The sequence below is a fragment of the Crocosphaera sp. Alani8 genome (assembly GCF_038442745.1).
Lineage (GTDB): Bacteria > Cyanobacteriota > Cyanobacteriia > Cyanobacteriales > Microcystaceae > Crocosphaera.
Genome location: NZ_JARVCN010000099.1, coordinates 24,368 through 38,748, shown reverse-complemented (window position 1 = coordinate 38,748; position 14,381 = coordinate 24,368). Strand labels below are relative to the sequence as shown.

General features: G+C 38.3%; 10 protein-coding genes. All 10 read right to left on the bottom strand.

Annotated elements, in window-relative coordinates; translation table 11 throughout:
- Nucleotides 1-137: 137 nt before the first annotated feature.
- Entirely contained in the window at nucleotides 138-7,529 is a 7,392-nt protein-coding gene (locus tag P9B04_RS07315; RefSeq protein WP_342054338.1) for an amino acid adenylation domain-containing protein, read from the bottom strand.
- Nucleotides 7,530-8,050: 521 nt separating this feature from the next.
- Nucleotides 8,051-8,230: a hypothetical protein gene (locus P9B04_RS07310; RefSeq protein WP_342054337.1), complete on the bottom strand. Its 180-nt coding sequence runs from the start codon at nucleotides 8,228-8,230 to the stop codon at nucleotides 8,051-8,053.
- Nucleotides 8,230-8,451 carry an addiction module protein gene (locus P9B04_RS07305; RefSeq protein WP_342054336.1) on the bottom strand — a complete coding sequence of 74 codons (222 nt, stop codon included), beginning with the start codon at nucleotides 8,449-8,451 and terminating at the stop codon, nucleotides 8,230-8,232. The genes P9B04_RS07310 and P9B04_RS07305 overlap by 1 nt, the downstream gene beginning before the upstream one ends.
- A gap of 237 nt (nucleotides 8,452-8,688) precedes the next feature.
- Nucleotides 8,689-8,874 carry an addiction module toxin, HicA family gene (locus P9B04_RS07300; protein ID WP_342054335.1) on the bottom strand — a complete coding sequence of 62 codons (186 nt, stop codon included), beginning with the start codon at nucleotides 8,872-8,874 and terminating at the stop codon, nucleotides 8,689-8,691.
- Nucleotides 8,871-9,083, bottom strand: coding sequence for a type II toxin-antitoxin system HicB family antitoxin (locus P9B04_RS07295; RefSeq protein ID WP_342054334.1), 213 nt, complete (start codon nucleotides 9,081-9,083; stop codon nucleotides 8,871-8,873). Before P9B04_RS07295 ends, P9B04_RS07300 begins: the two co-directional genes overlap by 4 nt.
- A 170-nt stretch (nucleotides 9,084-9,253) precedes the next feature.
- The gene (locus P9B04_RS07290; RefSeq protein ID WP_342054333.1) at nucleotides 9,254-9,484 is read right to left on the bottom strand and encodes a DUF6887 family protein; all 231 of its coding nucleotides are present in this window, start codon (nucleotides 9,482-9,484) and stop codon (nucleotides 9,254-9,256) included.
- Nucleotides 9,471-9,659: a DUF6888 family protein gene (locus P9B04_RS25140; RefSeq protein ID WP_446717978.1), complete on the bottom strand. Its 189-nt coding sequence runs from the start codon at nucleotides 9,657-9,659 to the stop codon at nucleotides 9,471-9,473. The genes P9B04_RS07290 and P9B04_RS25140 overlap by 14 nt, the downstream gene beginning before the upstream one ends.
- 259 nt (nucleotides 9,660-9,918) lie before the next feature.
- Nucleotides 9,919-11,091: a GTPase domain-containing protein gene (locus P9B04_RS07285; protein WP_342054332.1), complete on the bottom strand. Its 1,173-nt coding sequence runs from the start codon at nucleotides 11,089-11,091 to the stop codon at nucleotides 9,919-9,921.
- Nucleotides 11,092-11,222: 131 nt separating this feature from the next.
- Nucleotides 11,223-12,593: a glucose-6-phosphate dehydrogenase assembly protein OpcA gene (gene opcA / locus P9B04_RS07280; RefSeq protein WP_342054331.1), complete on the bottom strand. Its 1,371-nt coding sequence runs from the start codon at nucleotides 12,591-12,593 to the stop codon at nucleotides 11,223-11,225.
- 104 nt (nucleotides 12,594-12,697) lie between these two features.
- Nucleotides 12,698-14,227 carry a glucose-6-phosphate dehydrogenase gene (gene zwf / locus P9B04_RS07275; RefSeq protein ID WP_342054339.1) on the bottom strand — a complete coding sequence of 510 codons (1,530 nt, stop codon included), beginning with the start codon at nucleotides 14,225-14,227 and terminating at the stop codon, nucleotides 12,698-12,700.
- Nucleotides 14,228-14,381: the final 154 nt, after the last annotated feature.

Sequence of the window (14,381 nt, the reverse complement as noted above, 5' to 3'; positions counted from 1 at the left end):
GTTTGGCCTAAGTTTTCGCAGCGAGTGACCCCTGGCTTTTTGAGAAGATACTACTAATGCAAGATGTGAGTCAAGACGAATCAGTCGATAACATCAATTATAGCAGTACAAAACATTCTCCAAGCAGGGTACTTGTGTCAATCTAAAAGTTCATCTTCATCCTCGTCGTCTTCTAACATTTGCACTAATAAATCATCAATTTCAGCTTCGGATAATTCATCAAAATTCTCGGTTTCTATAGTGTCATATCGATTATATTTTTCAATGCGATCGCTATCTTTTTTATTCCCTTTATTTTCTTTGATTAATACCTCTAACTCAGCAATAGTTGGGGTTTCAAAGAGTTTTTGTAGAGGTAACTCAACTTGGAATGTTTGACGAATTTTAGAAATAACTTGAGTCACTAATAAGGAGTTTCCTCCTAAGTCAAAGAAGTTATCATAAATACCTACTTTTTCAACCTCTAGATATTGTTTCCATATTGTTACCAATCTTTCTTGTATTTCGCTTTTGGGAGGTACAAATTCTGTTGAAGTTGTAGCGGTTAAAATATTAGGTTTAGGTAAAGCTTTCCGATCAACTTTTCCATTAACTGTTAAGGGTAAAGTTTCCAAAATAGTGTAATTTTTAGGAATCATATAATCTGGTAACTTCTCTTGTAAGTATCGCTGTAATTTATCTGCAATTGATTCCGTCTTGGTCTCAATTTTTTTTGGTTGCAACCATCGTTTTGTCCAAGCTAAATTTATTTTCCCACCGACGAAACTATGCAACAAAATTTGACTCTTTTCTAACTCAAACGAGTTATGTAACTTTTCAAATTCTAATGCACCAATGGGACATAAACCTAATTCTTGATTTGGTGCATTTTCCATCAATAATTGGCTGATATATCCTGCTTCTAGTAAACATAAATCTCTAGATTTTTCACCATATAAAGGTTGAATTGCGTTTAATTCTCCAATTAAAAATAAGGAAAAAGCTGACTGTTGGTAAATTGCCTGATTATTGCCGTAAATATTAGCAGAGACATCTACTTTATTATTCAACAAAATCATGGAATTTTCCAGGGGATGATAATAATAAAAACCTGCATCTAATCCTGTGACTGTTTCTGGTTTAATAAATAAATAAACTTGCACAGGATAAAGACTACCTGCCGATCCATAACGATATTTTTGCAGAGGAGAATTCTCTAATTTTATAGGACTTAAATTACTTAAAAAATGTCCAAGTTGCTGTAAAGAAATTGGCTCATTTAAAAACTGCCGATAACTTTGGCGACGTAAATAAACTCCCTCATTAACATCAGCTTTTGGTAAAGAAATACGGGTTTGAAAACTGTTTAAATCTTTGATTCCTGGTTGCTTCAGCTTAAACTCCATGCGTTGGATAGGATCACGAATAACCCCTTCTTGTTGCTGAGGATCGTAAGCATCAGGAACCCCTGATGACTGATTAGGAACTAAATAAGCGACTAATTGCTGTTTTTCTGCTGAATCTCCCACAGGATTCACTACAGCTTCTTTTATTGCCTGGTGTTGTTGTAATGCTGTTTCTATCTCTCCTAACTCTATGCGATAACCCCTAATCTTAACCTGATAGTCTTCCCGTCCTAAAAATTCAATATTTCCATCGGGTAAATAACGTCCTAAATCACCTGTTTTATATAACCTTTCTTGCGTTTGCGGATGAATGATAAAGCTGGCATAGGTTTTCTCTTTATTTTGCCAATAACCTTCTGCTAATCCTTTGCCACCAATATACAATTGTCCAGTCACCCACAACGGACAAAGGGTCAAAGAATCATCCAATGCATAAAATTGCTGATTTGTCAAGGGTTTACCATAAGGAATACTTTTCCAACTGGGATCAACCCCATCGATGGGATAAAAAATTGACCAGATAGATGCTTCTGTGGCCCCTCCTAAACCGATCACCTCAGTAACGGGAAAACGAGAATGAATGCGATCGCTTAAATCCAAAGGCAACCAGTCTCCACTCAATAATACTAACCTTAAATCTTCGTTACTGGCTTCCGTTTCTAACAGCATTTGCATCAATGCAGGAACGGAGTTCCAAATAGTAACCCGATGTTCACTTAATAAGTCGGCCCAATAGGAAGGATCTTGACGGCGATCGTGTTCTGGAATAACTAATGTTGCCCCGGCAGCTAGTGTTCCGAAGACATCATAAACAGAAAGGTCAAAATTCAATGCAGAAAGGGCAATTACTCTATCTTTCTCTGAAAGTGCAAATTTTTGGTTAATATCTAGGATCGTATTAACTGCCCCTTGATGAGCGATCGCTACTCCCTTTGGCATCCCCGTGGAACCAGAGGTATAAATAATATAAGCTAGATCCTCGGGTTTCTGCGCCGATTTCAACAGTTCACCAGTATTATTTGCCTCTAAAGTATCCACATCAATACGTTTTAAATCATCTTCGGTTTGCATATCTAACCAAGATTGAGTTAAAACATAGTTAGCTTTGATTTCTTCTAAGAGATAATAACGTCGTTCTAGAGGTAATTCGGGATCAATCGGAACATAAGCTCCACCAGCCGTTAAAATGCCCAAAACTGCCACAATTTGCTCCCATCCTTTTTCCATCATCACTGGGACTAACTGGTTAGGTTTCACTCCCAAGTTACGTAAACGATGGGCTAAAGTTAAGATGCGATCGCTTAATTGTTGATAGGTTAAAGTTAATTTTGGGGCAATAACGGCGTTTTTATGAGGATTATTAGCAACTTGCTCAAAAAATAGCTCATGGAGTAAACTATTTTCTTGTTTAAACACTTTATCGGTCTTATTAATCCCTGTAATGATTTTAATCTGTTCTGGCGGTAATAAATCCAGGGTTGGACTTTCCCAAAGAGTTGTCTCTGTTGCTAGTCTTTCTAGGAAACGATGATACGCAGTAAACATATCATCTAGTAACCCGGTGGGAAATAACTCATCGATAGTATCCCAGTTAAACAATAATTCCCCTGCTATCTCAGACACTTGATGATCCAGATAAACTTGAGAGGTTTGACTAACACTATAAACAACCTCTGCATCCCACGTCCGAGAAGATGAAGGTTGCTGAGAAGTTTGTGTTAAGGTACTGGTAAAAACAACCGGCATCAATGCTTCCCCTTTACCCCCTCTGAGACGGGATAAGTCCCTTAAGACTTTCACTCCACTAACATGACGGTGATCTAAATCTTCCCATAGTTGTCCCTGAATGCGTCGCGCCTTGTTACTGAAAGAATCTTGTCCCTTATTATTCACTGCTAAGAGTAGGGAAGAAGTAAAATCACCTATGAGACGATTTATCTCAGAATGAATAGGTAAACGGTTAAATAGAGTTAAATTAAGGGTAAATTCCGAGCTTTTACTCCAAGTTGTCAAAATTTCTGCGAAAGCGGCTAACAATAAACCGGATGGTGTTATTCCTAAGCGAGAAGCTTGATTTTTCAACTTTTGCCAGTCATTGGCCTTTAGTTTACCACTGCGACGCACAAAATGGGGTTGACTCACTGCCCCCAAACGCTTAGTTAAAGGGAGTTCTGGGGATGCAGGTAAAGTTGCTAAACGGTTTTGCCAGTAGGTTAAAGAACGTTGATAACCCTCCGAGTCTCTCCAAGCGTTTTCGGCCATAACATAATCTCTGAAAGAGATAGTTAACGGGGGTAAAGAACTAGCATTGTTTTCTAAAATTTGAGCAAATTCGTATCCTAAAAGCTGAAAACTCCAGGCATCCCCGATCAAAACCTCAAAACTCACCATAAATCTGATTTTATCTTCTGGTAAGAGAACCCCTTGAATCTCAAATAAGGGAAAGCGATCGGTAGCAAAGATTTGATGAGAAAGGCCATCTCGTAGCTTTTCTAACTCAGTAGCAATGGTTTCTGTGCTTTCTTGACTTAAATCTAAGGTTTGAAGCTTATAAGGTGGAACCTCCGATAAAATACGCTGTTTTCCATCTTCATCTACCACCATCCGCAACATATCGTGACGTTGGATTAATATATTAAATGCTTCTTCTACTTCTGGAATGGTTAACCCAACGGTTTCGATCTCTCGATAACCATGAGTCGCTACATTTCCCAACTCAAAGGCTGCGCTTCTACCAATAAGATAAGCTTGTTGAATGTCTGTTAAGGGGAAAGGTTGATAACGTTCCTCTGTTTTGGCAACTAAGGTGGGTAAATTGCCTGTTAATGGTTCAATTAGCCCATTTTCAGATATTTGTGCCTCTAAACCTGCGATGGTTGGTTGCTGAAACAAGCTACGAAGGGGGATTTTCCCCCCCAACTGTTCACTTATCTCTGCAATAACATTAATAGCTAAGAGAGAATGGCCTCCCAACTCAAAAAAGTTATCAAGAACGCCAATTTTGTCAACTTTTAGATATTTTTGCCAAATTTCAGCGATAATTTTTTCTGTTTCTGTTTGGGGTTCCACATAATCATTTTCTAAACTACGTCCCAAGGTTTCAGGGATGGGTAAAGACTTACGATCTAGTTTCCCATTGGGTAGACGAGGTAACTTAGGTAACTCAATAAATGTGGTAGGAATAGCGTATTGTGGTAATTTTCCGTCTAAAAAGCTGCGTAAGTCTTTAATAAAGTTGGGAGATGTTCCTTTGTCCCCCTCATTAACCTGGGTGTGGGTAACAATATAAGCGACTAAACGTTGGTTATTCGGTTCTTCTCGCCAAACCATAACAGCGTTTTCAACTATATCTGGATATTCACTCAACGCTGCTTCTATTTCCCCTATTTCCAGCCGATAACCCCTTACTTTGACCTGATTATCTCGTCTTCCCAAGAATTCTATCTTTCCCTCTTCATCGTACCTTACTAAATCCCCCGTTTTATACAAACGACTAAATATCTCCTCCTGCTTACTTATAAAAGGGTTCGGCAAAAACTTCTCTGCTGTTAACTGCGATCGCCCTAAATAACCCCGTGTTATTCCTCCTCCACTCAGATATAATTCCCCAATAACTCCCTGTGGCACTAAATTTAAGTGACGATCTAAGATGTAGGTCTGAGTGTTACTGATACCTTTGCCAATAGTAACCACACCAGCATCATTGCTTTTTACTTCGGTATAGGTTGAATATGTGGTGTCTTCTGAAGGTCCATAAAGGTTAAAAATAGACTCTATATGAGTTAATTTTTCTAATTCCTCTACCAAACGGTGGGATAAAGCTTCTCCTGCCAAATTAATTCCTTTTACTGAGGTGGGAATACTGTTGATGCGTAATAATTGAGCGATGGCACTGGGAACAGTATTAATTAAAGTTATTTCTTCTTTGGCTGTTAAATCGGGTAAATCTAGAACATTTTCGCATAAAATTACCCGATAACCCCAACACAAAGGCGCAAATAACTCAAAAACCGATAAATCAAAACAAATAGAAGTAGACGCTAACACCCCTTGCAATAGTTGAGGAGAAAAACTATTCCTCACCCAGTATAATAATTCAACTGTGTTACGATGGGCGATCGCTACCCCTTTTGGACGACCTGTAGACCCCGATGTATAGATGATGTAGGCTAAATTATCGGGATGTAAGTCATTTTTAGGATTTTCTGTGGTTTCTTGTGCAAATTTTGCACAACCTCTTTCTAAATCAACCGTTGTAAAATTATGGTTTCCTGTTTCCCATTCCCTATTGCCTTGATCACTCAATAATACTGATATCTGAGCATCTTCTATAATAAAGCTGAGACGTTCTTGAGGATAAGCTGGATCGAGGGGAATATAAGCCCCACCTGCCTTAAGAACTGCTAATAAACCAATCACCATCAGAGGCGATCGCTCAACACAAATACCTACTTTTACCTCTGGTTTAACCCCTATTTTTTGTAAATAATGGGCTAATTGATTTGCTTTTATATTTAACTCTTGATAAGTTAATCTTTCCTCTCCAAACCTCAAAGCTACTTCATTAGGACTCCGTTTAACCTGTTCCTCAAATAATTGGGGAATGTTAACAGGGGACACAGGGGAACCCAAAAACTGATCGCTGATAGAACAATTTTCTGTACCTATTTTTAAGAGCTTTTCTTGTTCTATTGGGGATAATAAAGGTAACTCCGATATTCTTTGCTCAGGGTTGCTAACAATACCTTCTAGAAGCACTCGAAAATGCTCTGCCATACCAGCAATGGTATCATCGGCAAATAAATCTGTACTGTACTCTATTTGTCCATTAATACCCTCGTCGGTATCTTGGAGATTAAGACGTAATTCGTACTTAACCGTTTCTTGCTCTCCTGATAACCGTTCCAGAGTAAGATTAGAGAGTTCTAATGGTTTCACCGTAGCTAGTTGAAAATCAAATTTTATCTGAAATAAAGGCATCATTTGACCGAGATGGCGATCGGGGTTCAATACTTCTACTAATTTCTCGAAGGGTAAATCTTGATGAGCATAAGCTCCTAGTGTTACCTCTCGTACTCGTTGTAAAACCGCTTTTAAAGTAGGGTTTCCTGATAAATCGGTGCGTAATACTAAGGTATTTACCAAAAGACCGATTAAACCCTCCATTTCCCTGCGATTACGGTTGGCTATTTCTGTTCCGATGACAATATCATCTTGATCCGTATAGCGACAGAGCAACACCTTAAAGGCACTCAGAAGCAACGTAAACAATGTTACCTTTTCCTTGGCACTAACTGCTTTTAAGGCATCTGAGAGGTGTTTAGGTAGGGCAATGGGATGATGTTTGCCTCGGTAAGAAGGAACCAAAGGACGGGATTTTTTGCTGGGAAGATCCAAAATAGGTAAATCTTCACCTAGTTGTTGTTGCCAATAGTTAATCTGTTTTTCTAAAACCTCTCCTTGTAACCGTTGACGTTGCCAAATTGACCAATCACCGTATTGAATAGGTAATGATGATAAGTTGGGATTTGCTTCTGTCTCCTGAAAAAACCCATTGTAAAGGGTAGTCATTTCCCGTAAAAAAATACCAATTGACCAGCGATCGCAGACAATATGATGGGTTGCAATTAATAAAATATGTTCTGTTTCAGAGCGTTTGAGTAAAATTAAACGTAGTAAAGATTCGCTAAGATCAAAAGGACGCAATGACTCTGTGATAACAAGACGCTGAATTTCTGCATTTGCATCAGCAATGTCTTGTAGATCAACCATTGGCAAAGAAAACGGCTGAAAAGGTTTAACTATTTGAATTGGTTGGCGATCGCTATCCGTTGTAAACGTTGTCCGTAGCATTTCGTGACGTTTGACAATTTCGTTGAGGGTTCGCTCTAATATTGCAACTTCTAGCTTTCCTTGAAGACGAAACGCGCTAGGAACATTGTAGGAATTATTATCGGGTTCCAGTTGTTGAATAAACCAGAGTCGTTGTTGAGCAAAAGAGAGGGGAATAGGATCTGATGGCTGCCGTTTAGGAATTATTTGAGAGGAAGGACGTTTAATATTCTTTTTTTTAAGTCTTTTTTCTAATAAAGCTCTTTGTTCCGGGGAAAGATCGGCAATTTGACGAGAAATATCTTGTTTCATTGGTTAGGGGAGTATGGAGAAGAAATATAAATAATTAATCTAAATTCCTAGCTCAAATTTTTTTGAGTAGAATATGAGGTAAGTTCTTGCGTGATTATAAATTTACCCTTAACCAATTGTAACAATTAATTAGCCAAAATTTTAGTGTATTAAACTGTAATTAATGCACTCTAAGAAATAGGTGATCATACTACTGACTTTAATTAATTTCTATTGACTCATGTAATTAGTAACTTAATGCACTTTCAGAGATCAGCGATCGCTTTGTATAATTTTCTCTTCCCAATGATTACCCTCTAAATCAACAGTAATCATTTTTCCTTCGCTTTTTGAGCGATGGATATAAGCATAAAATGCCTTGGTATCTTCTCGATATATAGTCTTAACAATAGGATCGCACTAGATTAAGTTCGTCTTTGCCAGGATTTGGGATTTTGGTGACTGTGAAAAATTGCTGTTACAATTATCCGACTCTATACCAATCGATAATAAATGGCATAAGGGAAACGTTTAATAATTGCTCATCGGACATCACGATATACAGTGGGATAAGATTGTGGTATTAAACAAATACGATCCAGCAAATCATCGATACAGTCAATAAATTCATCACCAAGACCTACTTTTTGTTTTTCGTACCAATTATAAGCTTCATCTAATTCTTCACGAATTTCTGGACGAAATACTAAAACATAATCCATTATTTTCTGGTAATTGAGTTTTTAATTTCTTCCCATGTTAATACATTATCAGTATTAGATTCAGAATCATTGATACGGGAATCCAGTTCTTTTTTTTGTTCTTCGTTTAAGTCAGGATAAACTTGTTCTGCTGCAATACTATCCCAAATTGCTTGAACAATAAAAATCCTATCTTTAATATTCAAATTATTAATTTTATTTAAAGTTTCTGTAATATTCATTGTTTTAGGGAATTATCTGTGCTTAGATAAATTTCATAATCTAATTATATAGTATTATACCTCCACAGCAAACAACCATAGGGGTTTAACACTGTTAAACCCAACCCACTGATTAATCATATAAAATGTAGGGTGGATTAGAGAAACACAATCCACAATTAAATTTATTAATTAATTAGTTAATATTTGGTGCATTACACTATCATTAATGCATGATACTAGAGCAAGTATCTTTGATTATATTGATGGGATACTAAGATCCTTACAAATCTTCTTGGCTAAAATCTCATTAATTTCTCGATGATGAGGAACAGCGGTTTTGTCTTTGGTTTTTGGGTTCCACCTAATACAATGTCGATATCCTTCACGAAGTAACTCGCATTTATGTTGTTTAAGATGACAAATTAAGTCATTTCGCTTCATAGAGTAATCATAACTTCTTCGTAATTTTCTATTGCTTCTGTGCGAGCTTCTTCTCGATTCAATTGTAAAATATCCTTGAGAGCTTCTTTTAGACTTTCAATAAGTTCTTCCCTTGTGGATTCTTGTGCGTTTACACCTTTTATTTCCTCTATCCATCCAATCCACCAGTCACCATCCTTTTTAATAATTGCTGTATACTTATTTTCCATAAATTTTATTTCTAATATGAATGATAAAAGCTATGATTATTTATAGCTTAACATAAAAAAGTTGTATTTAATATTATATAGGGTTGATTAAAGAAACGTAATCTACCCTTAAACTTATCAATTAATTAGTGTATATTTGCTGCATCACACTAACTTTAATGCCTCTAATTTTAAGGATTAGATCCCTTGTTACTCTTATTCCTTGCTCTTTCCAATTTTTGGCAAATTGCTAGTTTAACCTTCTCATCAAAATCAGGATCATCAGGACTCGCTATAATTTTAAGGGGACGTTGATTAATTCTATCCAAGTAAGCTTGAAATGCCGCATGATCTCCGCGATGCTTGATAAAATATTGTTTTAACTCAGTGGTTGACATTGCATCATAATTAATTTGACTCATCGGCAAATTCTCCATTTGGTGTTATCTGAAACTCTATTTCTTCATCATATCCAGCCAATATATAAACATTACCAGTTCTGTTATCAATGCAAATTAGATGTATGAGTTGAAGCATAATATATGTTAATTGATAACAGATCCGATATAAGCTCTCTAATTGTTTAGCAGTTGGCATTTCCAGGAATTTTTAACCATGATGTTTATCTTACCACATAAAAAATTTAACCCACTGATTAATTAGGTACAATGTAGGGTGGATTATAGAAACATAATTCACAATTAAATTTATTAATTAATTAGTTAATATTTAGTTGAATTACACTATGATTAAATCACTCATCCCATACAGTGATTTAATCATAAAAAACATATTTTAAATCTTATCTAAATCCCTTTGGTCATTAATTTCCATGAACTTATAGCGTTTCTCGGACTCATGAGGTACACCTAACTTCTGCCTCCTGCCCCCTGCCTTCTGCCTCAAAGAGATAACTTCTGTACCTCACAAGTATGGGAACTGCTATATATTTATTGTAGTTCTTCTCAAATAATTTTTGTAACAAATCTTCAATTTCTCGTTTGCTTATTCCATCTACTTTCTTGATCGCAAGTTCCTCAAAAGTTTCCATTAATGACAAACCCACAATAGTAATAAATGTTGCCGCTGTTGATCCCGCAACCGCAGCCCCGACACCAGTCCAAGTAAAAAAGTCTGCCACTGAAGTGACTGTAAAACTCATGATAGCCTTTGGAGACAGAGTTATTTTTTTCCAAACTTCTGATAGTCCCTTAATCTTATCCAATCGATATAATGCAGCAATTTGGTTCCACAATGCCGTTTGAGCTGTCAAAGCGGCGGCTGCAGTTGTAAACGGAAAAGGAATAAAACCAGCCGCAAAACAACCTCCTGCAGATGCTATTATATACTGCTTTGCAATTTCACGTTTTGCTTTAACGTCTAGAATTTGTGCCGCAATAAATAAATCTGCTGTAATTTTAGGTAAAAAACTATGGGTTTTGTGTATTAATTCCTCCAATCCAAAAGGTTGTATTTTCAATCTTTTTAGTGGATTAGCTGAAATTTTCAAAATCTCATAAACTTTTTTCAGCCCATCTTTTTTTATGTCACTTTCTATTGCACTGATAACACCAGAGATTTCTTCCTCTTCAGCACGATCACACTGTGAAAGGACTATGATTAGTGGAATACCGTTATCATGTATAGATTTAATAATTTCTGATTCAAAAGGTTGAAATCTTGCACTTGATGAATTAACAACATACCAAGCTATGTGTATTTGTTGATCTTTATCTGATTCTCGCTTTTCCTCTAAAAATTTACGAGTTTCATCTACAAACGACTGCCCATTATTGACTTCACATCCAGCAGAGTCGTATATAGACAGGGGAATTCCTTGCTCAACTTCAAGGGTATAATTCTCAAATGTCGGTGTTTGTGGTTTTCCTGCTCCAACTGTTGCTGTCCCTTCTCCAAAAATTGCATTGATAATAGAGCTTTTTCCAACGCCAGTTAAACCTAGCACCAAAATATTAAGACTTTTAAGCTCGTTAGCAAAACCCTTAACATCATCTTTTAAGTCAGACATAACTTCCCTTACCTTTATTATAATTGACAAACTATACAACAAATAAATGTATACATCTTGTCATTATTGAGGAAGGGTTTTAAAGTTGCAATTACGCCAAAACCCTTCCTAAAAAATCATGAAAATTCTAGTCAGTTATTCTCTGCTAACTTAAGAATCTCCATGCTAACGCTGAGACTTTCTTCATACAACGCATCTGCACCCCATCGTTGTAACTGTTTCTGAATCAATTGATCGGTTTGTTGATCTGCTAAAGAGGTCACTTGTTCGATGCGACAAGCTTGCGCACCTCCGGAAGCTTCCATACGCATACATCCTGTTGTACCAGAACATAACACCGTACAACAGTCCGCTTGCAAGTTAGTAGAACTCAACTTAAGACTAATTAAGTCCCCTAAAACATCACCCCAGTCAGCTAAAGGAACCCCTGCAAGTTCGGCCTCGATGATCTTTTGTTCGTTGTTGAGGAACTTAATGCGACGAATATCATAATCACCGCTTTCTTGTTCATAAGCGACTGGTTTCCATTGCAGACGACTGGCCACCCATCCCAAAAACATCAACGCTTGGGTAGCATTCCCCTTTTCATAGTCTAGAGTAACCCGATCTATCTCTAACACAGCATTGCGACGTTCTGGGGGATCGAAAGCAGCTGCGGTTAATTCTTGCCAAGGACCTAGTCTAGACCAGTTTAAGTCGGCTAAGGGGATGTTCTGTTCTAGCATTTGCCCTAGTTGCCATAACTGGCTTTCTGGTTCGCTAAAGCTGCTGGAATCTACCAGTAGGGTGTCTCCTTGGGAGGCCAACCGTTTAAATAGTCCATATTCTGGTTCTGGACTGGCTTTCCACCAAACAAAGGTAGGCAAACCACTAATGGTTAATTCTGAGATGATACCACCAATTCTCTCTAAGGCTGGAGCGGTTCCTGTAAGGGTTATATATTCGCAACAGACGAGGGTGTTTTGACTACGCTTATTGATGGGACAATAGGCAGAAACTTGTGCTTTTACCCCTTCGTCTTCCCCAACAGTGGGACAGAGGGTGATGATACGACAGGGGTTAGAAGCAGCAATGCTATCGGCTAACCCGGTGCCTTCTAAGTCGGGAGTATAAGAACCAGCAGCTACTTTTTGTTCTTCGTTGAGTTCGCCGTTAGCTTTTGCCCTTTCAAACTCGGTTTGTAATTTATGGATAAATTCTTGGTTAGATTTCCCTGTAACTTCCATCTCATAGGCTTTTTGTGCCGATTTGATGGCTGCGGTGGTACGAGGCCCCGCAATCCCATCAACGGGACCTGTATAAAAGCCTAATGCTGCTAATAGGTGTTGGGTAGGTTCGGGTTCATAGACGATGAAGGTAAATGAAGTTGCCCGAGTAGCAACAATCCCATCGTCACTATCGCTGTAACTTTGCCAAATACTGCTTAATTCTGCTTCAATGACATCTATAGAAACGTCTTTAGGATCTTGCAGAGAAACTAATGGGGGGGTTTGGGTAGTCATAATGGTTTAACTATTTAGGGGATGAGAATTAATTTAATGAAGTCGTAGAAGCCAAAATAACTATTTTTTGTAAATTCTGACTTCTGACTTCAAAGTTCTGATTTCTACAAGCGTCGCCAGCGACGGCCATCACGGTTAATTAAAAATTCCGCTTCGGTGGGTTCCCAGGTTCCTGCTTCGTATTGGGGAACGCTATAAGGTTCAGCTGGTCCATCCCATGCTGATAATACGGGGGTAACCACACGCCAAGCTTCTTCTACTTCATCGGCGCGGGTGAATAGGGTTTGATCCCCTAACATGGCATCTAATAAGAGACGATGGTAAGCGTCAGCACTAGCCATACCAAAGGATGAACCGTAGTTAAAGTCCATTTCTACGGAACGGGTTCGCAGTTCGGAACCTGGCATTTTTGCTTCAAACTTGAGAGCTATTCCTTCGTTGGGTTGTATCCTCATACTGAGGACGTTAGCGTTGGTTTGATGGGCAGCTGACTGGAAAATCAGTAAGGGTACGTCTTTGAACTGGATGGATATTTCTGTTACTTTTTTGGGTAAACGTTTTCCTGTTCTGAGGTAGAAGGGAACGTCTTTCCATCTCCAGTTATCTACCATGAGTTTCATGGCGACAAACGTGGGGGTAGAGGAGTTTTCCCCCACACCGGGTTCTTCTAAATAACCCGATACTGGTTTGCCTTTCATCCACCCTGCTTTGTATTGTCCCCGAATAGCAGATTTTTCTAGGTTATGAACGTCGTAAAGACGAGTGGCTTGCAGTACCTTAACTTTCTCGTTACGAATGCTATCTGCATTTAACGCATTGGGGGGTTCCATTGCGGTTAAACAGAACAGTTGCATGAGGTGGTTTTGCAGCATATCTCGCAAAGCACCAGAGGTATCATAGTATCCTGCGCGATCTTCTACTCCGACGGTTTCCCCCACGGTGATTTGTACGTGATCTACAAACTGCCGATTCCACAGGGGTTCAAAAATAGCGTTAGCAAAGCGGAATACCAACAGGTTTTGAACGGTTTCTTTGCCCAGGTAGTGGTCAATACGATAAACTTGTTCTTCTTTGCAAACATTCTGTACAATACGGTTGAGAACTTTTGCAGAACTGAGGTCTTTACCAAAGGGTTTCTCGATGACGATCCGGTGCTTGATGGGGTCGCTTAACATCCCTGCTGCCCCTAACTGTTTGATACCAGGGGGGAAAAATTGAGGGGAGACGGAAAGATAGAAGACACGGTTGCCTCTGGTGCCTCGTTTGCCGTCTAATTCTTCTAAAAAGGTTTTTAATTTTTGATAGCTTGCGGTATCGTCCATATTGCCTGAGCAATAGTACAATCCTTCTGCAAAATCATCCCATAATTCTTCGTTTTTAATGCCGTCGGAGAATTCCTCGATTCCCTCGCGCATTTTTTGTCTAAAATAGTCATGGCTCCAGTCTCTACGGGCAACTCCAACCACGGTTAATTCTGGAGGGAGTCTGCGTTCCTGTTTCATTTTGTAGAGGGCAGGAACAAGTTTGCGTTGGGTAAGGTCGCCAGATGCTCCAAAAATGACTAGTATTAAGGGTTCTGGGGTTCTTTCTTGGCGTAGTCCAACGCGGAATGGGTTCTCTAACAGCGTTACCATAGGCTTCTTTTTGGCTCCTTCAATAGTTTCTAGTTTAACGAGAACTTTTTTGAAGATAGGTAAGTTATTACACAAAATTAAGCTTTTAAGATAGGCAATAGGAAATAAAAAATAAGAAATAGTATTCCAACTATGTTTTTAAGTTAGAAATCAA